The sequence below is a fragment of the Planktosalinus lacus genome (assembly GCF_014640155.1).
GTDB lineage: Bacteria > Bacteroidota > Bacteroidia > Flavobacteriales > Flavobacteriaceae > Planktosalinus > Planktosalinus lacus.
This window is the reverse complement of the sequence record NZ_BMGK01000011.1, coordinates 13,114-36,071: the sequence shown is the minus strand read 5'-3', so window position 1 is coordinate 36,071 and position 22,958 is coordinate 13,114. Positions and strand designations below refer to the sequence as shown.

The 22,958-nt window shown below is 34.3% G+C and carries 13 protein-coding genes; 2 read left to right on the top strand and 11 right to left on the bottom strand.

The features are described 5' to 3' along the window. The first annotated feature begins 67 nt into the window (after positions 1–67). Positions 68–4,303, top strand: a complete 4,236-nt coding sequence (locus IEV69_RS12155; protein ID WP_188442843.1) for an NACHT domain-containing protein — start codon at positions 68–70, stop codon at positions 4,301–4,303. Positions 4,304–4,410: 107 nt separating this feature from the next. Here the strand turns inward: IEV69_RS12155 and IEV69_RS12150 are convergent, their stop codons facing one another. The 10 genes from IEV69_RS12150 to IEV69_RS12105 form a co-directional block, all read right to left on the bottom strand. Then, complete coding sequence (locus tag IEV69_RS12150; protein WP_188442841.1) at positions 4,411–5,352, bottom strand: DUF6371 domain-containing protein; 942 nt, start codon at positions 5,350–5,352, stop codon at positions 4,411–4,413. Positions 5,353–5,420: 68 nt separating this feature from the next. Further along, the gene (locus IEV69_RS12145) at positions 5,421–6,995 is read right to left on the bottom strand and encodes a DNA primase family protein (protein WP_188442839.1); all 1,575 of its coding nucleotides are present in this window, start codon (positions 6,993–6,995) and stop codon (positions 5,421–5,423) included. Between the two features lie 64 nt (positions 6,996–7,059). Beyond that, entirely contained in the window at positions 7,060–7,356 is a 297-nt protein-coding gene (locus tag IEV69_RS12140) for a helix-turn-helix domain-containing protein (RefSeq protein WP_188442837.1), read from the bottom strand. A gap of 137 nt (positions 7,357–7,493) precedes the next feature. Beyond that, the gene (locus IEV69_RS12135) at positions 7,494–8,426 is read right to left on the bottom strand and encodes a hypothetical protein (RefSeq protein ID WP_188442835.1); all 933 of its coding nucleotides are present in this window, start codon (positions 8,424–8,426) and stop codon (positions 7,494–7,496) included. 18 nt (positions 8,427–8,444) lie between these two features. Then, entirely contained in the window at positions 8,445–11,447 is a 3,003-nt protein-coding gene (locus IEV69_RS12130; RefSeq protein WP_188442833.1) for a type I restriction endonuclease subunit R, read from the bottom strand. After that, positions 11,444–12,652, bottom strand: a complete 1,209-nt coding sequence (locus IEV69_RS12125) for a restriction endonuclease subunit S (RefSeq protein WP_188442831.1) — start codon at positions 12,650–12,652, stop codon at positions 11,444–11,446. Before IEV69_RS12125 ends, IEV69_RS12130 begins: the two co-directional genes overlap by 4 nt. A 7-nt stretch (positions 12,653–12,659) precedes the next feature. Beyond that, on the bottom strand, positions 12,660–15,656 hold the full coding sequence (locus IEV69_RS12120) for a KAP family P-loop NTPase fold protein (RefSeq protein ID WP_188442829.1): 2,997 nt from the start codon (positions 15,654–15,656) through the stop codon (positions 12,660–12,662). Further along, positions 15,657–17,234 carry a type I restriction-modification system subunit M gene (locus IEV69_RS12115; RefSeq protein ID WP_188442827.1) on the bottom strand — a complete coding sequence of 526 codons (1,578 nt, stop codon included), beginning with the start codon at positions 17,232–17,234 and terminating at the stop codon, positions 15,657–15,659. A gap of 837 nt (positions 17,235–18,071) precedes the next feature. Further along, the gene (locus IEV69_RS12110) at positions 18,072–19,250 is read right to left on the bottom strand and encodes an AlbA family DNA-binding domain-containing protein (RefSeq protein ID WP_188442825.1); all 1,179 of its coding nucleotides are present in this window, start codon (positions 19,248–19,250) and stop codon (positions 18,072–18,074) included. 18 nt (positions 19,251–19,268) lie between these two features. Then, a complete protein-coding gene (locus IEV69_RS12105) occupies positions 19,269–19,454 on the bottom strand; it encodes a hypothetical protein (protein WP_188442823.1) in 186 nt (61 codons plus the stop codon). Positions 19,455–19,747: 293 nt separating this feature from the next. On the opposite strand from IEV69_RS12105, the gene IEV69_RS12100 reads away from it, so the two are divergent. Beyond that, entirely contained in the window at positions 19,748–20,593 is an 846-nt protein-coding gene (locus IEV69_RS12100; RefSeq protein ID WP_188442821.1) for a hypothetical protein, read from the top strand. A 258-nt stretch (positions 20,594–20,851) separates the two neighbouring features. Here IEV69_RS12100 and IEV69_RS12095 read toward each other — a convergent pair whose 3' ends face one another. Further along, positions 20,852–22,117 carry a site-specific integrase gene (locus IEV69_RS12095; protein ID WP_188442819.1) on the bottom strand — a complete coding sequence of 422 codons (1,266 nt, stop codon included), beginning with the start codon at positions 22,115–22,117 and terminating at the stop codon, positions 20,852–20,854. Positions 22,118–22,958 lie beyond the last annotated feature (841 nt).

Sequence of the window (22,958 nt, the reverse complement as noted above, 5' to 3'; positions counted from 1 at the left end):
AAATAGTTTCGACTCTTTGTCAAGAAACGTTATATAGAAGCTCAACATAAATAATTTTAAGTAAAGAATGACAAACTCTAAAACAATCAAAATATTAATATCGTGTCCTGGTGATGTTAATGCTGAAAAAGAAGAAATAAAGCGTTTGTGCAAAGACTTTTCTGATGAAAATAGGGACAAATCTAACATCTCATTCACCGTTATAGATTGGAAAGATTATGTGGGTAAATTTGGCGTCAGGCCACAAGAACAACTGAACGATTATTTTGGAGATTATGATGTATATATTGGTATTTTATGGAAAAGGTTTGGTACTAAACCTGGATCAGTAAATTCTGAGGGAAAAGAAAATGATTCTGGCACCGAAGAAGAGTTTTACATTGCTATTGACAAGTATGAAACTCAAGGAAATCCCGAAGTTATATTTTTTATAAAGAATTACGAGAGGGAAACCAATAGCAGCGAGGAAACTGAGCACCTATTAAAAGTTGATAAATTTGTTGAGAATCAAATTAAAACCAACATAAATTATATCAACAAATTTAATTCAGGTAATCAGTTTAACTCGAAAATTGTACGATTTTTGAAGTCGCTGGAGAATGAAGCTGTTTATAACATTCAAGTTGAAGAGAAAGGTTTAATTAGCAAGGAAACGAAAGCTAAAATTGCAGAATTAAAGACGGATGCTATTAAGCCTTCTAAAACCTACATAGAAAGAGGTATATCCCATTTTAAGTTAGTTAAAGATAAACAGACCAACCCTTTTTTAGAGTCTGAAAAACAGCCCTTGGATAAATTGATGATGACCACTAAAAGAGTTGTTTTGCTCGGTGATGCAGGTTCAGGAAAATCTACAGAATTAAGAAACCTACATTATAAATTAAATCAAGATACCTCACCTTTAGTTCCTATACTGCAGAATTTCAATTCTTACACACCGGACCTCGGTCTTGAAGAATTTTTACCTGATTTCTGGAAAGATATACCAAGTGATTTATTATTAATCATTTGGGATGGACTGGATGAAATTGAGCCTAAAAATTTTAATACAGTTGTTAGGCAGATTCAAGTATTTTCAGAAAAACATAAGGAGATAGGGATTCTTATTTCATGTCGCACGAATTTCTATGAATTACCCATTAATAACTCAACGAGCACACTCCCTGGATTTGAACCTTACTTCATTAACGACCTAAATGTAAAGAATGCAAAGGATTATTATAGCCGAAAATATTCCAATGCCCTATCTGTTAATTTTATTAGAGAGATTTTTGAAAATAATCTGGACGACTTATTTTTAAAGCCATTTTTCCTAATGTTATTGGCAGACCGTTATAACCAAGAACAAAAACTTCAAATGAATAGGGCTGAACTCTACGAAATGTTTCTATTAAACCGAATAGAGCTTGATCAAAACCATTTTAGGACCACCCTTGATTTAAGAAGCAAAAAGCGAGAAATTGTATTACTATTACAAAAAGTGGCTCTTGGCATGGAAATATTGTCAAAAAATCAGATTAGCGAATCAGAAATTCTGATGCTGACTTTAAGTGAAGAATTTAATTCACTCAAGTATTGTACTGCTTTTAAAAAGAAAAACGGAGAGGAAGATATTTGGCAATTTGAGCATAATAATATTCAAGAATATCTTGCTGCTAAAGCATTATCCAATTTAGAATATGATAAAGTAATCCAGTTTATTGCTTATGCACCTAACCATGACAAACTTATACCGAGTTGGGTTAATACCTTGGCTTTTTTATTCAGTATTCTTGATTCCAAAAGTATCCTATATATGAAGTTACTTCAATGGATGTTGAAAAATGAAAAGGAGGTATTAGTTAAGTTTGAGCCAGATAAAGTTGTTGTAGATTTGAGAGTTCAGATATTCCAAGGAATATTTAAATATTATAAGACGCACGATGTTTGGATTAGTTCAAATAAGTTTAGCGATAGAGAACTGGCTCGATTTGGTCAGACAGAATTGAACTTACGGTTCTTGATTGAAGAGATTCAAAGTGAAGAGAATACCAAAACTGTTCAATTAAATGCTATTCGTCTATTAGGACATTTTCAAATTGAAGATGATGTTTTGAAGACAGAAATAAAAGAACTTCTATTTCAACAAATTGATAGAAACATCAACAACCATGACTTTATCCATACAGTAATATACTCACTTAAATGGGCTAAATTAACAGATAGCAATACTATTGAAAAATTAATGGAGAAAGTGGGCACTAAGAAAAACCAATACATAAGAGCTGCAATGTATTCAATTCTTTTAAAATCTGATGTATTGGAAGACCATGTGAGTTATTTAATTGAAGGTTATGAATTAATAGATAAAAAAATAAGTGGTGAAAGAGATGATGTATCCTTAATGGATGAAGAATGGAATCTCAGAGAGTGTGTTAAAAATATTAAAGGCCCTAAGGGTATCAAAGAGATTGTAGAATACATATCGGGAGATACAAGGTTTGAGTATGGATATAATTCAGAAAAGATAATAAAAGCTATTGTCGCCAACGCTGTGGTAGGTTACAAGGAAGATAATAATATATTTAACCATTTTTTAGAATGGTTCAAAAAAGATATTCGAAGATACAGAATGGAAAAAACCAAATTAGTTCTTCAATTTTTTAATAAGACCAAAACCAGAGAGCAAGCTTTTCACAAAATATGGAAATCTAATATAGATGATAAAGAAAGGAATAAATCATTTGCAATAGCAAAGCTTTTAACACCAGAGCTAATACAATTTGTTGTGGATGAATATTTAAACCGAAACATCACAAATAAAGAGCTTGAGGGAATCTATTATGATATGGGATGGGTAAATAATGAAAATCAAGATACACTCGCAAAATTGATACTTGAAAAAACAGATTTTGAGTTAAAAAAACCTGAGCATTTAGATCATGAAGCTTTGCGTATGGAAAAACTGAAAGTTGATAATAATTTACTCTTTAATCAACAAGCCTTTAAAGATGCTACATTGGGTGTATTTGAAAAGGAACAGAAAGAAGTACTCTCATTTGATGAATTATTTGAAATGAGAAAGGAGAACAATAGATGGGTAGATATTGATGAGTATTACCCAAGCGTTGCCCTAAGTTTGTTAAGAGATTTCGTTAATAAAGGTGAGTCCATAAGCAAAGAAAAAGTTGTTATGTGGTTTGAAGGAGATACAAATGAAGAATGGTATAGGATCTCTCAAATCTATAGATATCTCAAAAATCCCAGGGAAATTGAGATTAATTATGAACAACAACAATGGATTAAACAATGGTGTTCTGAGAACGTAAATAAGGTAAATTTTAGAGAAGCTATTAAGGTGCATGATGATGGCAGAATCACATTTAATACTATGGCCATCTACATAGGATATTTTTCAAAAAGATTTAATATAAGTTATCCAAAAAATGTGCTTCTTGATATGCTATCTTTTGACTTTGTGGAAGAACATGAATGGGCAGGAATAGAACACATTATTACCAAATTGGATAATTTAGACATAATAAACAGAATGCTTGAAAACATTGTGGTAGGTATCGCAGATAGTTCTGTATTAAAAAATCATGTCAAATACTTAACTCAAAACAAGGTCAAAAAGAGTTATCCATTTATACTGAAAGAAATAACTAATTTGAAAAGAAACGATTACCAAAGAAGAGAAATCTTAGACCTGTTTTTCGAATACACAAAGGATGCTGAAAGTCTTAAACAAATTATCGATCAAGTAGATAATATAATTAGATGGGCTATACTTGATAAGTTAAAGGCCAATAACCAAGAGTCATTTGTTGAGCATTACCTCTTAAAGACACTTGAAAACAGTATAAATAATGAAGAAATAGGAAAAGCTGCAGAAATACTTGTTAGTCTGCAAAACATACAAGGCCTAAAATCATATGTTGAGTGGATCAGAAAAAACGTTGAGAATGAAATTGACGCAAGCCGTGTAACGTGTTTGAATAGCTTAAAGTCCATTGAAGCCATTCCATACTTAGTTGAACTACTTGAGCTTAGTTACATGAAAGAAATCAAAGTAGACCGATTTACAAGGTTCAACTCTCAGGTACTTGGAACGTTTTCCAATATTGCTCTTGTTTCAGAAGAAAATTTCAAGCAGGTAAAATCAAGTTTACGAGAATTTATGTCAGAGAAAGCCTCACTTATTCATAGTGTAAAGTATATACTACATACTATTGAAAGAATTGAAGAGCAATTCTACATGAAGAATGCTCAATCGTTTACTATACAACAAGTAAAGGATAAACTTGAACTTTTAAAATTGTAAATCAAGTATAAAATAATAGCAGTGTAAGTACTAAATTCTAAATTTGTATACCCCTTAAAATTTATTGTATCTTGAAAAGTAAGAACTCAGCGATTGGCTAACAGCTTTCACACTTTATCCCCCCAAACCCCCAAAACATAATCCGCAATATCCCATCCCTCTGTTTTTTCCTCAGCGGTGGCCTTTCTCTCCAACAGATCAGAAAATATGAATTGTATGTTTTTTGGTAGGTCAGCAACCTTTTTACTCCAAATATCATAACAGCCGGCATCCGGGTATAGAATTACTTTTCTGTTAGCTAAGGGCAGTATCATATCTTTTTTTAGATTCATCAGTCCTCCCGTTGCCATCCAAATGAATTGCGGGAAAGCTATGGAGGCTATTACAGCTGTCTTCTCACTTTCAACGAGAGCAATGGCCTTATTTTTATCAGAGTTCAACAGGTGAAGGCCAAATAGGCATTGGTTCAAGTTAAAGTCGTCTAACCTTAGTACTGAATGTACCCAATTGATTTTATTTTTCTTTCCTGTGACTTTATTATATAACATCATTTTACCGGTGCGGATCTTTCCCCGGTTATCTATCTGCCAGAATATGGTTGCACCCTTCCATTTCTTAGAAGTGCCTATTTTATATTTTTCCTTCACATGAGACACTGTTTCTTTATTGGTCATTTTTTCCAGAAAAAGCAGGAAATTATTGTCGCTGTTATGCTTCAAGCTATTTAACAAATGTCTGCTTTCAATGAAGGATGAGGCAAGATTCGTTTTTTTAGGCTTACAGAAATCAATTAACGGTTTTTTGGCGCCAGCCCAGTCAGTATCTACTTGATTGCCCTGTAAGGTAATTTGGTTGTCAAAATATTCTTTAGGGGACAAGTGATAGCCGCATTTCTGCTCCCTGTTACATTTTCCAACGTTTTCTGCTACATACTCTTTTTTTTCTTGATCAACATAGCGTGTAAAAACGCTATTTTTACCACAGGAAGGGCATTGATACCTGTTCTTTTGTGAGATGTATGGTTCTAAAATAAAACGAAAATGGAACATAAATAAGTTTTTTATTGATTACATTAAGAACACCTTCTACACTTAGCGTGTAGAAGGTGAATAAAATGTTACTCTATTAAATCTTTTTTTTCTGCAAATACAACCCAGCCGGAATTCTTCCTCTTAGTTTCAAAACCGACGTTTTCTAAGCGTTTTTTGAATGTACGATTGGAGCATGGCCGATTGCTGTTTTCAATGCAGTAAACCTTGTATTCCTGGTATAATTCTTTAAGACTAACTTCTTCAGTGCAGGATGGACAGTAGCCTGAATCATCATTAAAGCTAAGTACGGAGTCACTTTCACGTCTAAAACGGTTTACTTCATCCTCAACAATTGTACTGTGAGTGAAATTCTTGTTTTTAAGCAACCGCTGCATTCCTGAAAGGATCCAGGTGAAAATACCCGGCAATTCGTGTTTTATAATTTTAGTGGAAAGATTTTTGTCCTGGTCCTCATCTTTAATTGTTACCCTAAACGGTACAATTAAAAACCTCCGAAAAAACGCATGATTATGCTCAATATCTGTTGGCATGTCATTAGAGTTGAACATTAACCGGGCATAGTCTGTCATGAGAAACGAACTTTTATAAAGCAGGCGTGCGTCAATTGGTTCACGTGACACAAGCTTCTTGAAAATTTCAGATTGAATATTTTTGCTTGTTTCGCTGCAGTAGTTTAAAAGCTTATCGGAGATCATAGCCCGAGAATCTTTATCATTGGTAATGCTATCAAGACTATAACTCGAAAAGTTTTCTTCACCCAGTAAGGCACTGATTATATCAAACACAACACTCTTTCCGTTTGAGCCACCACCGTAAAGAAATAAAGCTTTTTCAAGTTTTAAAACATTGTTTTTTATGAAAATGGACCCTAAGTATTCAGCCAGTATGTTTTGCAATTCGGCTTCGGGCAATACTTCATTCAAAAATTTATGGAATAAGCCCAAGCGGGCGGTTTCATCATATTCAAATGGGAGCTGGTAGGTTAAGAAATCCTCTTTCCTAAATTCTCGTAGCTTCTGAACGTGTTCTGAAATTTCAACAGTTCCATTTTTTAAATTAATTAGTGTTACTTGTTGATCTGCTAGCGGTGTTTGCAGCCTACCTTCAGCTTGAAACTGTTTGTATAGATCATCTTTGAATCTAAAGAATTTGGCATCAAATTTATAAACACCCAACTGAAGGGCAGCTTCTCCCAAAAAGTATTTAAATTCTTCTTCATTAATTTTTTCCCAGTACTCTTTATTAAACAAATAGGTTTGCTGGTTTCTAAATATGACATCTAAACCTAATTCTTCCGTCTTTTCAAGAATAAACTGTATTGTTAATACAAGATAATGCTTGCGTGGTAAAGGAATATCCTCATGTTTAAATTTTGCTTCAGCTTTAAAATCTTTTTCTTCTAAGTTTTGTAAAATAAATTTAAGTACTTCAGATAAAGTAATTTTGGAGTTAAGTAATTCCGTTTCTTCCAGTAGTTCCTCAAGAGAAATACCATTCGATGGCGTTTCACTACTGATTTCGCTTGGAGCTTCTCCTTTGGAGATTAAGGGTTGCGTAGTATTTAAATCTATTTTGGGATTATCTCCTTCAGATTTTTGATCAAAATTGTTGTGGTTCGTTTTATTGTTTATCTTTGTCATAATGATAGTTTTTTCGGAATAAAATCCGAGATTAAAAAATTAGGCTTCAAAACTGACTTGGCGGTTATTTTGAAGCTTTTTTGTTTGAATTAAGGAGAATATTTTCTATTTCAGATCTTTTGAATCTTACCCTGTTGCCAATCTTGTAAGGGTTTATAATCCCTTCTTTGGACCAATTGTGAATGGTTACCAGTGAAACACCAATAAGCTCTGAGGCTTCTTTTCTGGTGATCCATATTACCGGCTCTTTAGGTTTGAAGTTTTTTGAAAACTCAAGTAATTGTTTGCTCACACCATCCAATATTTCTGTTTTGAATTGTTCTGGTGTGACACCGTAAAGTTGTGTGATGTCTTTGCTCATAATAATTTGTTTTAATTGTTATTTATGAGAGCAAATAAAGAACGTCTTTATCAAACTAATGCTGACACGATGCGGTGCTGATGCGGTAGTAATGGGGTAGTAATGCGGAAAAAAAACCTAACAAGTTGAAGTCCAGGTTATTTTGAACTCTCTATTTTAAAATTTTCTTCGATATTTTTAAAGATTTGTATGTCGTGTTCATTCGCAACTGCACGATCATCCAATTTAGAAAATAAAAGTTGATGCTCCTCTCTTAAGAAATTTATAAAATGAGTTTTTTTTGCCTTTTTAATAATTTTATTTTCATCTTTAAAATATTCCAGAAGTTTATTGGCCAAAGCTGGACCTATATTTTCCTTTTTATTTAGTTCAAGTATGGTGTAGTTAAAAAGGTTGAGGGAATTAATAAAATTAAAAATTTCTGGATATTCATTTTTTTCAATATCCGAAGATTCAGTGTGGTAATATTTTGTTGGCCTATAAGTCTTTGATATAATTTCCTCTATTAATACTTTGAGATAAATAAATTCTATTATGTTGGTGTTTAGCAAATTAAAATCAACCAATAATTTAGAAACAAAACTGGAAATTCGCATCTCATCAAAGTAATCAAACTCTTTATAATCATTCTCCTTGAAATCATTTTTTTTTATCTCCTTCCATATTTTCTCTTTAGTAGAATCATTAAGAGTAAGGAATAAAAAGCCAGGTAATCCTATAGCAGATAAATTTTCAAGATAAAAAGCTGGATTAAGAATTTCGGATGGATTTTGCTTAAAATAAATTTTCAACTCCTCTACTCGGATTTTAATCATATTGATTTTTTCTTCGTCGGTCAGTAAATAAAAAAGTTTTTCCTGCCATTCCCTTTCTACCTTTTCCAAATTATAAACCAACCTTACGTAAATATGAAAGTCCATATAAATCGTTACCCATATCTCAGCTTCAGGTTGATACCCAGTAGTATCTTTTGAAGAATCGAACATACGTTCAAATTGCCTCGCTTTTAATCTATTTTCCCAATCATTTTTAACATCTTCAAATTGTTTTCGTAATTCTATAAAGGTCATTATATTATTTTTTTAAATTTAAGCCTCCAATGGCCAATCTTTATATTGTCCCTCAGCTTGTTCAATAACCTCTTTTAGAAGATTATCCAGTTCTGAATAAGGCACCTTGCCTCGTAACTCTTTTTTTACTGCCAAACGGATTGCTGCCCGGGCATTTTCTTTCTTGGTCCAGTCAAGCTGCAGGTTCTTCTTTACTGAATCTACTACCTTATGAACCAGGTCCTGGATAGGCCCGGCTTTATTGAGAAGCTTTTCATTAGCGGAAAGCAAATCATAAAAAGCGAGCTCGTCTTCGCTTAATCCCAGTTCTTTGGTGCGTATATCATCCTGTTGAAATTCGTTTGCTATATCGAGCAGGTGTTTGATCGCGGCAATGGAATCCAAAGAGTTTTTGTGATAGGAGCTTAACACCTTTTCCAGTTCGTCTTTAAGTTTTCTCATCCTGCGGATGTTCTTGGGCATTCTTACTCTTATCTCATCATTTATGATTCTTCTTAGCAACTCTACCTTAATATTTTCTTCTCCCTTTTCTTTAACAATTGCCTGGAACCGGTCATCTATTATGGAAATATCAATCCTGTCCAAATCATACATTTTTGCCAAATCGACAATCTCCTGTGATTCCAGGGATTTATTGATAAGGTCTTTTATTTTTTCATTTTTATCCCTGCGTGGGCCAGGTGGATATTTGATCTTTCTAATGATCTGCCTGATCTTTTGAATTACTGCAACTTCTTCCTGTATCTCCCAGATTCGGCTATCAGAATTGGTCATTGCAACGAGTTCAGAAAGCTTACGCTCCTCCAATAAAAAATCATCTGTAACGGCATCGTTTCTGAGAAGGCTATTCACCACTTTTTGTGACCACGTCAATCTTTCCAGGTTGGACATTTCATCGAGTTCTTCCAGTGTAAATTCACCGGTAAGTACTTTTACTTTTTCAAACTGTTGCAGGCAAAGTATTACAGCTGCATCCAAATCTAAAGTTGGTTTTCCTGCCCCGCCGCCAGAAGTATATTTTTTGGTTGCTTTAGCCAGGAACCCGGAGATGCCAATAAAATCCACAACAAGTCCGTTGGGCTTGTCCTGAAAGACACGGTTTACTCTTGCAATCGCTTGCATCAAGTTATGGCCTTTCATTATTTTATCTACATACATTGTATGAGCGCAGGGAGCATCAAACCCGGTGAGCCACATATCCCGAACGATGACCATTTTAAGTGGATCTTCAGGAGTGCGGAAACGTTTTTTAACAGCTTCCATAGCATCTTTGGTTCTCATGTGCTTATTCCATTCTGGAGGGTCTTTACTAATGTTGCCAGTCATTACAACAGCAATCTCAGGACAACCTTCAAGTGAAGTGAGAGCATCATACATTTTGACACAGTTGCGCCGACTCATACATACTATCATCGCTTTGCCTTCAAGACTTTCGGTGCGGGCAATGAAATGGGTGAGAATATCCTTAGCAACCCGATCCACCCGGTCTTTAGCTCCGGCAGCATCTTCAATCGCCGCCCAAACTGCAGTGTTTCCTTCTTCGTCCTCTTCATCAATTTCATCCAGCTCTTTAAGATATTTTGCTTTGATATTAAGAGGAACCATTTTTGGTTCGTAATAAATGGGTACTGTGGCCCCATCTTCCACCGCTTGTTTGATATCATACGTGTGAATGGTGGGTCCAAACACCTGTTGGGTATCTGCATCTTTTCCATCTACCGGGGTTCCGGTAAAACCTATGAAAGAGGCGTTGGGAAGTGCTTTTCTGATATTTTGTGCAAAACCGCCAGTATGAAATCCATATTGGGTCCGGTGGGCTTCATCTGCCATTACAATAAGATTGTAGCGTTGTGAAAGGATGGGATGAGAGATTTCTTTACCTGAATCCAGATCTTTTAAACGAAACTTCTCAATAGTAGTAAAGATCACTCCACCACCTTCGGTACTCAGTAAAGATCTTAATTCATCTGTACTGTCAGCATGTTGCACGTCACCTACCAAATCTTTACACAACACAAAGTTTTCATAGAGTTGCTGATCAAGATCGTTGCGGTCCACTTGAATTACAATGGTAGGGTTTTTCATTTCGGGCATCTGTCTCAGGATTCCTGTGAGGATTGCCATAGAAATGCTTTTTCCCGATCCCTGAGTGTGCCAGATTACCCCCAGACGGCCATCGCCTTTTGGTTTTATATTTTCTACTGCGCTGTCAACTGCTTTTTTGATACCCCAATACTGATGGTATTTTGCTCCTTTTTTAATTATTTTCCCGTTGTGGTCTTCGTGGAAAATGAAATTTTGCAGGTAGCTCAGTAAGGTTGCTTTGGGAAACAAACCTTTTAATAAAGTTTCAAGTTGCAGTTCCTCTTCCTGCTGAATATCATCTCCATTCAAACTTTTCCAGGGTGCAAACCACTTTAAAGAGGAATTGTACATTCCATGCAGTGTTTCCAGTCCATCTGAAATGATGGTGATCGCGTTGTAATCAAACAATTGTGGTATATCCTGAATATAATGACCGATCTGCCTGTGGGCGTTCTCCACTCCTACTTCGGGATCAAACATATTTTTAAATTCAAAAACAATCAAGGGCAGGCCATTGATGTAAATAAGCAAATCTGTGCGGCGGCTGTTCTTGCCGATGATTTTGACTTCATCTGAACAGACAAAGGTATTTTTCTCCGGTTCTTTGTAATTTATAGGATACAGATGTCTTGCCTGTTCTTTGCCTGATGCATCTTTCCAGGTAATGGAAATCCCTTGAGTCATTTTAATGTGAAAATCCCGGTTGCGGTGGTCAACGTCCATTCCTTGGTGTTGGGTGAAGGCTACCATAGCTTCATTGATCGCAGTTTCCGGTACGCCGGGGTATGTTTTAAGTAAAAATTCACGAAGATCATTTTCGAGAACTACCTTTTTCAAGTCACGCTCTAAGGAATTGCCTTCCCGGTGGGTGTACCCCATTTCCGCGAGACATTCTATGGCGGCGTTCTGAACGGTGCTCTCGATCATGTGCGTCATAATACTTCAGTTAAGGTTTTTTCAAGATCTTTTACACGGATTTCGCCGCTGATGAGTTTGGGTAGAAGGAAGTCGCGAAGATTAACAAGTGATAGATTCTCTTTTGATATAAATTTTTGATATTTAAAATATGGTATTATGATTTTCTCAAACAATTTTAAATCCTCTTTAGGCGGGACTATAAATTCTAAACTTTCCAGATTTTGTTTGTTAATTTTAAGTTGTACGGCACCAGTTATTATTGGTATAACATTTTTATTATTTAGGCACAGGTACAAAAATTCGTTGGAATATTCTTCTTTTCCAGATAATACATGTGCGTGATTACTAACCCAAAATTTACCTTCAACGAATTGAAGGTAAGGAGTATCTCTTTCTGTTTTGACAGTACCATCCTCAGCTAATAATATAAACTCACCTTCAAATCTATATTCATCTATGTAATCTAAAATTTTTGTCGCACCATAGTATGGATAAACACCTTGACGCTTTGCTCTTTCTCTGGTTGAGAGTGGTTTCCTTTTTTTATTATGGCTTTTTGATATCTCTGGTAATTTCTTAATCTTCCATCCCTTCGGAATTTCCCCCAATTCAGAATCTATAAACTCACCATCCTGAAAAGGCCCAAAATCAACAAACCAGTGTTTGTATAAAGCCATTGCCATTTCTTCCAGGGTTTTGTTCATCTGCAGGTTGAGTTCAATTTTATCGTCTAAAGCGGAGAGAATAGAGGCGATGGATTTTTGTTCGGGTAAAGGAGGTACAGTAAATTCCACTCTTTGAAAGGTACCAAGATTTATATTATCTTGAACTGATCCAATAGAATGGGTTTGTATTTGCTTCTTAAAAAATTGCATTAGATACTCTACATAATCAATGTCACATTTTGTTTCATCTGCAATAAAACCAATTATGCTATCAGGAAAACAAGCAGGATATTCCAATATTGCAGTTTCAGCAATATTGGCTGCAATAGTAATACACATTGTATTTTCCGGCCATAGCTTGCTTTGTGCTAATCCAGCTTCAGAATAAGTTTGAGTATGGTTATTCAATCGGTGGTTAGCAGCCTTGACATCTCCAGTTTGTATAAATGGGTATTTTCCACCATACAAGTGCGAAGCATCTCTGGGCCTGTGTTTGGATTTCCCTCTTGCTATCGTACCTAAATCTGTGAGTTTATATGTTTTCCAGTTTTGGGGCATTCAGTAGTTAATTAGGTTGTTTTGAGTATAGAAAGATTTGATAATTATTAAATTTCATAAAAGGCTCATTTGAGAAAAGGCTTGCCTCATCAATATCAATTAAGTCTTTTCCAGAATCAGTTTGAGCGATAAAATTAATCGTATTTGCCACCTTTAATTCTTGATCTGGTAGATTTTGAGCTGTAATAAATAAGCTAAACCAACCATCTCTACTAAAATCTTTAACGTTAGTAAAACCAGATTCACGAAGCGTTCTTATAATGGAAAAACGTTTATCGTTCAATTCTGGCTCTTTATATACAAATAGTAATTGTTGTGTATTCTCAAATTGATCTCTATCGTAACTTTGTCTATTAATTTCTTGTGATTTAATTCTCTCAATCATTAATTTAAACACCTTAAATTCAAAAATGATATAATTGTTAAAATTAGTATACATTGCGATGTTTAAGAATTTTATATATTCAATGATTTCTGGTTCATTTTTATCTTGGTGATTTTCTACAAAAAGCTTAAAATCCATAAAGGAACCAAAAATTTTAACCATCAAATCAGATACTGCAAACGCTTTTAAACTAAAGGAAGAAAAGTTTAAAGATTTAGCGCATAACATCTTAATGGAGTTTCTTGTCCAAAATGCTATCATTTCTATATTGACCTTAGCAGTTACATCTTCGATTTGTGAAATATCTATGTATATCCGAATAAATTTATCTTCGTTACAACCCCAATTAACGCCATCATTTTCAATTAAATAATCTTTATAATTTTTTAATAAATAATTATTTATTTCTTTCTTTGTAAAAATCCATTTATCATTAAGACCTCGATTAGTCCATAGGTCTGAAATTATTCCTATTTTAGTTTCGTTTAAAATTAATGGGGTATCAAATAATCCATTCAAAATGGCATTCCTATATTCTTCTTTTAGACCTTTATTTTTATCCACTAATTCATTAGCTTGATCTATTAACCTTGATATAATTTCACCTATTGAGTGTTCGTATAAATTATAAGAAGTATGTTTTTGATTTAGCAGACCTAAAATCTTAAGCGTTCGCTCCAAATGTTCAGCACTTCCAACAATGGAATACGAAAGCCTTTCTAAAACTTGTTCAATTTTCTTTTCATTTTTTAATCTATCTAATACATTTTCGATTTCATCCTCTTCTACTTTAAATAAATTATCTGCTTCAAATTCATCCAGATAATCATCAAAAATTCTTTGTTCCATTAACATCATAAAATTTCTAATGTTCATAATGGAATTAACATTTTCCGTATTATTGTCATCCCCAAATAAATATGATAGGGTTTTTAAAATCAATAGTCTATCTTCAATTTCTTCTATTAAAGGATCTAATTTAGGCTCTTCTGTATCAAAAAAATCATTATAAATTTCATATTTACTTAATTTCTTATAATTATAACCCTTGTTCGATATCATTTCAAACAAACTATAATCTCTGTTGCCATTATTAGCATTTAATTTTTTTAAAGTATATTTTTTTCCTTCTCTATCACTTTTTAAAATACGAGATCTATTATTTTTAAGAAAAGTAATTATGGAAGGAAACTTTAATTTTAGGTAGGTATAATTCATAAAATCTGTAAGATCCACTGCACCTTCAACACGCTTATATTCGTAAATAATTTGATTAACAGTACGCTTTACATCCCTAATATTTTTTATATAATCATTAAATAAATTCTTACTGCTTCCAACAGCCTCACTTAAGTCTCTCTCATAATTTTTATTAAATCCATCCTTTTTCTCTACCAATAAATTAGTGAAGATTTCTTTTAATTTAGTTTTCTTTATTTCTGGGAGATAAACTTCTAATTGGAAAAATTTATCAATGAAACGTGCATTCAAAATTTCTTGTTTTTTAGTAAGGAGTTTAACAACATATGCTTTATCCATAGCTACTAAGAAAATTACATTTGTAAAATCTGCACTATTTCTAATTAATTTTAATACCTGTAATATTTCTTTTGAATTTAAGCGATCAAGATCGTCTAAGAACACTATTATTTTTTTATCTGTTTCTAACAACCGTTCATTTATATCATCATACATTTCTTTTGCAGAAGTTTTTTCAAAAGAAGATACGTGTTTATCAAAGAAATTTAAATTAATTCCGTTTTTATGAAAATCAACAAGCCTTTTTGAATATTCTAAAACTAAGTTTGAAAGCTTGCCATTAAATGGTCTTAGTTTTGAACTCAGTTCCCTAAAAAATTCAGAAATTAAATCACCTTCTTGATGGTTTAAATAAGGCAAAAAATGTACTATCAAATATAAATCTTCAATATCCTTTTTAAAAATTCGATTAAACTTTTTACTATATTTCATTTTAGGCTCAAGCCGATCTAAAAGCATTTGAATCACGCTCGATTTACCATTCCCCCAAGGCCCTACCAAGCCTATCGTCATAGATTTCTTAGTTTCTTGACTTAATAGAATATTATATAGTTTATCGACAACACTTTCATATCCCAACAAATCCATTTCCTTGAGTTTTATTGGATTATCTTGCACCAATTGATTTTCACGTAGAATCTCTTGTTTATATTTTTTAAATGGAAAGAAAAAATTAATAAAGTGGAAGAAAATAAATATTATTAATGGAATAATAATTAACCAAATATATTCTAATGAAGTATTAAATATTGTGTGGTAATCCCAATCATACTTATCAGAGTTATAGAAGAAGAATGAGATTAATAATATCACGACTATAGCACTTGCAACCTGGTTGTAGGATGCCTTATAATTTTTTCGAAAGAATAAATAAGTAAACCAAAATAAAAAACTTCCTGTAACAATTATAAGAATTGTATCTAAAAAGTAATTTGAAAACTCCTTGGGAATCATTAAAAACTTATTAATAAAAACCACAACCCAGTCTACTTTGATAAAAAAAAGTAGGGTAACAACCAACGCGAGAAGGATTCTTTTAGCTGTAAAAGTTGATTGAATTCCTTTTAATATTCTTTCCATTTAAAACTTTTCAAAATTTAGTAAGATTCGTTCCTGCAACTCTTCCCCTTTTTCAAACTGCTCCAGCAACTGCGCCTTAAGACTCTCCATTTTTTCTTCAAAAGGGATACCGTCGTCCTCTTCCGCTTCTGTGCCAACATAGATGCCAGGAGTAAGCTTGTAATCTTGCTTTTGCACATCTGCTATGGTAACTGCTCTGCAAAAACCTTCAATATCTTCATAGGTTTCACCAACCGTTCTCCAGTTGTGGTAAGCACCGGCGATTTTAGAAATATCTTCTTCGGTAAATACCCGTAGTTTTCTGCTGGCCATCGTCCCCATTTTAGAGGCATCAAGAAAGAGTATTTCATTATTTCGCTCTCGGTGGGTGCCATCTTTTCCGTTCCGGTTTTTACTAAGGATAAAGAGACAGGCGGGAATACCAGTAGTTAGGAAAAGTCTATCGGGCAAGCGTACAATTGCATCAATCATACTTTTGTCCACCATATGTTGGCGTACGTTTTTTTCTCCTTTGTTGTTGGAGGTCATCGCCCCGTTTGCCATTACGATTCCGGCAGTCCCGGTATCGCTTAAATGGTGCCAGAAGGTTTGCATCCACATATAGTTGGCACTTCCATCTGTTGTAAATTCTTCCTTGGGACCAAACAAGCGAGGGTCGCCATCAGGCAAATCTTCCGGGTGCCAGTTGCTCACGTTGAAAGGTGGATTGGCAATGACATAATCGGCTTTTAAATCTGGAAATTTATCATCAAGTAAAGAGTTACCTAATTTGATATCAAATGACAGGTCCCGCAACATCAGGTTCATCAGGCAAAGCCGCAACGTTTGAGCAGTCATCTCCTGTCCATATATTGCAATGTCTTTTTTGTTTCCGCCGTGTTCACGAATAAACTTTAAGCTTTGTATAAACATCCCACCGCTTCCACAGGCCGGGTCAAAGATTCTTCCTTTATAGGGTTCCAGCATTTCTACCAGTAACCTTACAATACTTCCCGGCGTAAAAAACTGTCCCGCACCCGATCCTTCCGCCATAGCGAAACGGCCAATGTAATATTCATAAATACGGCCCAGGATATCACTTTCGGGATTTTCTTTTTCTGAGAATTTTGGGTGTGAGAGCAGGTTGATGATTCCGCCGGTTTGTTTTGGGGATAATTCACTTCGCACAAAAATGCGCGGCAACAGGTTGTTGAGTTGGGAGTTGTAGCCGGTCAACAGTTCCTGTATCACATCAAAGGCATCATCCACCTTCACCTTGATATCGTCCTGCTCTGCATTGTCCTTTAAATATTGCCAGGAAGCGGTCTCAGGAATTTTAAAAGTATTGCGGGAACGGTATTCATCCCGGTCTTCAAGGACGTAATTGATCTCGTCCTTGTCTGTAGTGTAATATTCAGAATTGGGGTCGTTGAGCTGTTTTTTCAACTCATCCCGCACAACTTCATAACGCTCACTAAGATGTTTGAGGAAAACGAGGGGTAATATGTAATTTTTATAGTTGTTCTCTGATACAGCACCTCTTAATTCGTTTGCCGCATCCCAGAGTTCTTTTTCAAAATCGATATCTGCTTTTGCCATTAATTTATTTGATAGTTTTTTTATCTGTGGTCAGTTTAATAAAGTGCAATAAAGTTAAGATAATTTTAATAGTTTTTTCTTTAGTGGTGAATAATATTACTTTGCTTCTATTTGTTTAAACAAACCTTTCCTTTTAATTCCCTTGCAACGCAACGCCAAAATTATTGATGCAATGTTGCGTAGAGATTGCGGAACGGTATTATAAAACTCGATAGGTTGCGGGCTAAGTTGCGTCAAACAACAGAGCGCAACGGGCAAAAGGTTGAGTAATACAACACAGCGCAACGGGTTTATCGTTGCGAGAAGGTTGCGAGAAAGTTTTTATTAAAATTGATGCGTTTCGGGCAACGTTGAGTGAAACAACACAACGCAACGGGCCAATGGTTGCTTAAGGTTACGCAATACAACACCGCGCAACGTGCAAAAGGTTGCGTAATTCAACACCGCCCAACGGGTTTATCGTTGCGTGAAGATTGCAGGAAAGCAATTATAAACTCGATAGGTTGTGGGCTAAGTTGCACCAAACAACAGAGCGCAACGGGCCAATGGTTGCGTAATTCAACTCAGCGCAACGGGCTTATCGTTACGTAAAGATTGCAGGAAAGCAATATAAACTCGATAGGTTGTGGGCTAAGTTGCACCAAACAACAGAGCGCAACGGGCCAATGGTTGCGTAATTCAACTCAGCGCAACGGGTTTATCGTTGCGAGAAGGTTGCGAGAAAGTTTTTATTAAAATTGATGTGTTTAGGGCAACGTTGAGTGAAACAACACAGCGCAACGGGCCAATGGTTGCTTAAGGTTGCGCGAAAAGAAATAACCACGAAACAGTTAAATCTTAATTTTTATTCCAGTGATTAAAAACATAATTAATAATTTCTTCGACATCTTTTATTTCTGTTGTTGAAGCACTCCTTCTCACAAAAAAATGTTTTGAAGTTTTATTTGCCACTGGGTTATAATTTTTTAAGAAGATCGGTGAGGAACTTGGTTTCACTCTAATGATTAGTAATTCTCTTTCTTGAATTTTTACAAAAGAGGTCTCGATCAACGAGGAAATGGAATTGCTAAAATAATTGGGTAACATATTGTCAACCTCCAGTTTTATTTTATCCTTTGAACCCAGGAACTCCAAATCCTTATCAATGCCTTGTGGTTTTCCATCGTCAGAAATTCCGATAATAAGAATGCCGCCATTGGAGTTTAAAAACCCACAAATTGTTTTTGCATTATTGAAACGAGGAACGTAATTGGGACTGCCTGGAATAAAATTATAGATGAGACTTGATTTAAACTCCAAGGTATTCGATTCTCCTCTGTCAATTATATTCTCCCACAGATTTTGCTCTGATAATTCAGAAACAGGTTCGTTTTCTTCTTTACATTCTTCATATTGCTCTTTTGTAATCCATTTGAAAGGAGTAGGTAGAATAGCGTAATTTTCAGCTCCCTCTTCTTCACCTGACTCTGCATAATCCTCTCCAAAATGTTGGATGACCACAGTGTGATCAAAGGGATGATAATTACATTTCTCATAGAGATCGACTTCACGTGAAAGGTTATCGAGTATTTCCTGTTTACTGAAGGAATGAGAAGAAATAGAGTGTATTGCAAGTGTGCTATCTCCGTAGCCTATCTCGTCAACCAAATTATCATCTTCAATGATCAGCAACACATCTAAAGTTTCAACAAATTCTAATAGATAAGAAGTAGATTTTTGAATATAATCTCGCATCTCAGTTACATCTTCACTGTCTAATTTTTCAGAAAAATCTGGTTTTTCTGGCACTGTAGTAGGGCTTATGATCTTGGGATTTCCATAGTTGTCAATTTCGATTCTCCCATTTACTTCCAGGTTATTAAGGTAATCATCAAAAGCCTCAAAGGCTTCTTTACGAGCTTCAAAAGGATTGGAGTTATGAAATTCTTTTTGCCAACTATGATGTTTTAACTCATTATTTTGGTCTTGTGCTAAGAAGTGAAATGAGACTTTGTAGAAAAAAGGTGGATTTTTCATGTAATAAATTGTGATTGGTTAGTTGTAGTTTTCAGCTATTGGTCTCAGTTGGTTTTCTTTTCGCAACGCCGGTTGCAACGCCGGTTGGTTTCCAGTTGGTTTCCAGTTGCTTTTTGCGTTGCGCTCGTTGCTTTCCGCGTTGCGCTCGTTGCTTTCCTCGTTGCGCTCGTTGCTTTCGTTGTTTTCCCGTTGCTTTCGTTGCATTTATAGTTGCTCTTGTTGTTGACTTCGTTGTTGCTAAAAAACAACCGGGTTGCAACAACATCAACGGCCCTGTTGAAAACAATCAGAATTAAATTCATCAATAATATATTACCTAAATTTAGAGAAATCAAAATGGCTGGCAATATAATTGAAAAGGATTATTATATTTTACGGGATTCCTCATTTTTAATTCAAATGACTTTTTTAAATTTGATTGGGGTTCATTAGTAAGTAAAATAAAAGTATAAAAAACCTAACTTTTCAACAGTTTAAGGGCAAATAAAAAGGAAGATATGAAGAAATATTACTTATACCTATTATGTATTTTAACTTTGAGTTCTTGCCAATACAAAGCGGATAATACAAATGCTTACAAAGTGGATAATACAAATGCTTACAAAATTGGTGCAGCGCTATATGAAGGAATTTTGAGGGATAACAATGAAATTTTAAAAGAACTATTTATTCATCAAATGGATAGCTTAAGTAAACAAACTATTGAAGAGTTGAATAATGCCAAGGCTTATTTAAAGAAAAATAAAAATGTTCAACTTTTTAAAATAGATACAACAGATCATAGTTTCGCTGGTGGTATTAGTATTTTTCTAAAAAAAGGTAAGGTGTTTTATGAAATACTGGGTATATATAAACCGGATTCTACGAAACATGTAAAGCTAACACATTTAACTTTTAAAAACATAAATGAACAATGTGAAAGAGATAAAAAGGAGCCATACACCCCGATTTCACGCGTTGTTTTTAAGAAATTAATTTGGACAACAGATTTTCAAGGAAAAACTTTCAAGTCTGGGGCTATAGAACTACAGAACTATACAGGGTTGGATATAAATTACATAAAATTTAGAGTAAAGCTCAAGCAAATCAAAAGTTATAGGGACACTGAATTTTTTTATATTCAAACAGTTGAAAGTCAGAAAACAATTTATAAAGGTGATATCGCTATAATCGAAATTCCAGGAATGACAGAATATTATGCAGGTTTCAAAATTGATGAAGATGAATTTTTATTTGAACCAGAACTGATTGAAGTAAAACCAAAACCTGAACCTGAATCATATTCATATTGGTGTGAATTTTTGAAAGACTTTGAGAAAGAAGTAAATGAAAAAAATATTTAAATATAGTAAGGACTTTGTTCAATCTTAAAAGATGTAAAACGATAGCTTTTAAACCCTGTTGGTTTCTCGTTGATATGATTTGCAACCATGGTTGAAACGTTTGTTGGGTTCTCAGTTGCTTCGCTGTTGATGCTTTCACAACGCGCTGGTTGCTTTCAGTTGATTATAAAAGTTTTCCGTTGGTTCTCGTTGGGTTTTTAGTTGTTTACCGCTGATTTCCTTTGGATTTCCGGTTGATGAAAAAAGGATAAATTCGCATTATTTAAAAAATGCATGATTAGAAATTTTTTCAAGCCTTTCCATAGGAGATGCTTTTATATAATTATAAAAAACCTTCTCAGAAGTATGTCCACTAATTGCCATGATATCAATTACAGGCATACCGGCTTTATAGGCATTTGTACAAAAACTTCTTCTTGCGGTATGATTGGATAATTTTTTATATTTTTTATATTTAGTTTTTACTCTCTCTCCTCCCTCTGTACGCTCAACAATAACTTCTTCATTTAATTTAGCCTTTTTACCTATGATTTTTAAATCATCATTAATTTTTTGTTCCGGTATCATTGGCGGGAACTGGCCGTTACGTTTTTTTAAAATTTCCGTCACAAACTTATGAAGAGGGATATGAACTATCTTGCCAGTCTTTTGAGTTTTAACCTCTAAATATTTGATACCTCTATAAAACTTGATATTTGAAGAAGAGAGGCTTTTATAATCAGACACGCGCAAACCTGTCATTGCGGCAATCACAAATAGATCTCTTGATATTTCAATACCAGGACGCTTTGTATAATCAATTTTTTTAATAGCTTCTATTTCATCCATAGTAAGGTAAATGTGGTTTACATCTTCTTTAGGTTTAGTGAATGCTGATTTTTGATAGTTAGTGTTTTTATGAAGCCCCCTCTCAAAGGCATCATGCATCACTGTTTTAATGTTTTTAATTTGAGTTCCAATATAGTTGTCTGTATAATCTTTTTCCTGTAACCATTCAATAAATTCAGAATGAAAAGAAAGAGTGATATGTTGAAACACTAAACGATAGCCTAAATGAGTCTCATAATCTTTAATAATCCTCAATGTGTTGTTATATGGTTTTAGAGTACTTTTGGCAAGTGGCTTGCCTGTGCTGGGCCGTGGCTGGGTCTCAAAGTTCTTAACAAACCACTTATAATGATCAGTAAGGAAAACAGATTCTTTGCTGTCATCACCTTTATTTTTGAACTGGTTAATCCGCTGTTTTAAAATATGGCTGTTAATTGGAATGTCTTCTTCTTCAAGGTTCCGCAACAATTTTCTGGAAAAACTTAAAAGCTCAGAAAGGTCTAAGTTTATGTTATTACTGTCTGGTTCGGCATTCACATTTTTCACAGAATTATTTTCAGCATCCCAATGTGATGTTTTTTTTACACTTAGTCCGGTTGCATACCGGTAATTTTTTTTTCGACCATAATTAAAATGAATGTAGATATTTTGAGTAGTTCCACTACCTTGTCGAAGTTTCACTTTTATAGATCCCATATACGGCTTATTTGTACCGCCCAATGTACCGCCTTTTTTTATATTTATCTTTATTTCACTTTATTTATTTTTACTTTTTTTGAATCAAAAAACCTCTAAAGTATTATAAAGTATAGAGTTTAAGGCTTTGCACATAGCGTTACTCAAAAATATCAAGTAAAATTAAAAGTAGTCCTGTCGAGGTCACTTAATGCAGAAAGTCCGCTCTGATAAGAGCGGATTTTTTGTTTTACGGAGGGATGGAAAGCCAAAGCTTTCCAATCGCGGAGTAAAATAAAAAACCGATGGCGATAGCCAGCGGACTTTCTATTTTCAGGAGGGGGCTCAAAGGAAAGCGACTCCTGTCACTATTTAAAATTCCAAGTGTCAAATTCCAAATTCCAAATTCCAAAATCCAATCACCAAAGGCCAAGTACTAAATTCCAAGTACCAAATTCCAAATTCCAAAAGTTGACATAAGACTGTAAGACATATGACTTAAGACAAAAGACGTTAATCCCTGAACTACTCACAAACTACATTACAGGAGCTCAGAGGAAAGCGACTCCTGTCACTATTTAAAATTCCAAGTGCCAAATTCCAAATTCCAAGTACCAAATTCCAAGTACCAAATTCCAAGTACTAAATACCAAATTCCAAATTCCAAGTACCAAATTCCAAATTTGAATACTGGTCATTTTGGGTTTTAAAATAGAGAAGAGAAAGGAGACTTTTTAAACAGTATTAAGTACTGAGTACAAAATATTAAGAGTATTTGCTGAACAAATTAAAAGTAAAGCAAAAAAACGTATCGCATTTAAATCAAAACGAAAAACCCCGGATAATTCCGGGGTTCCACGAC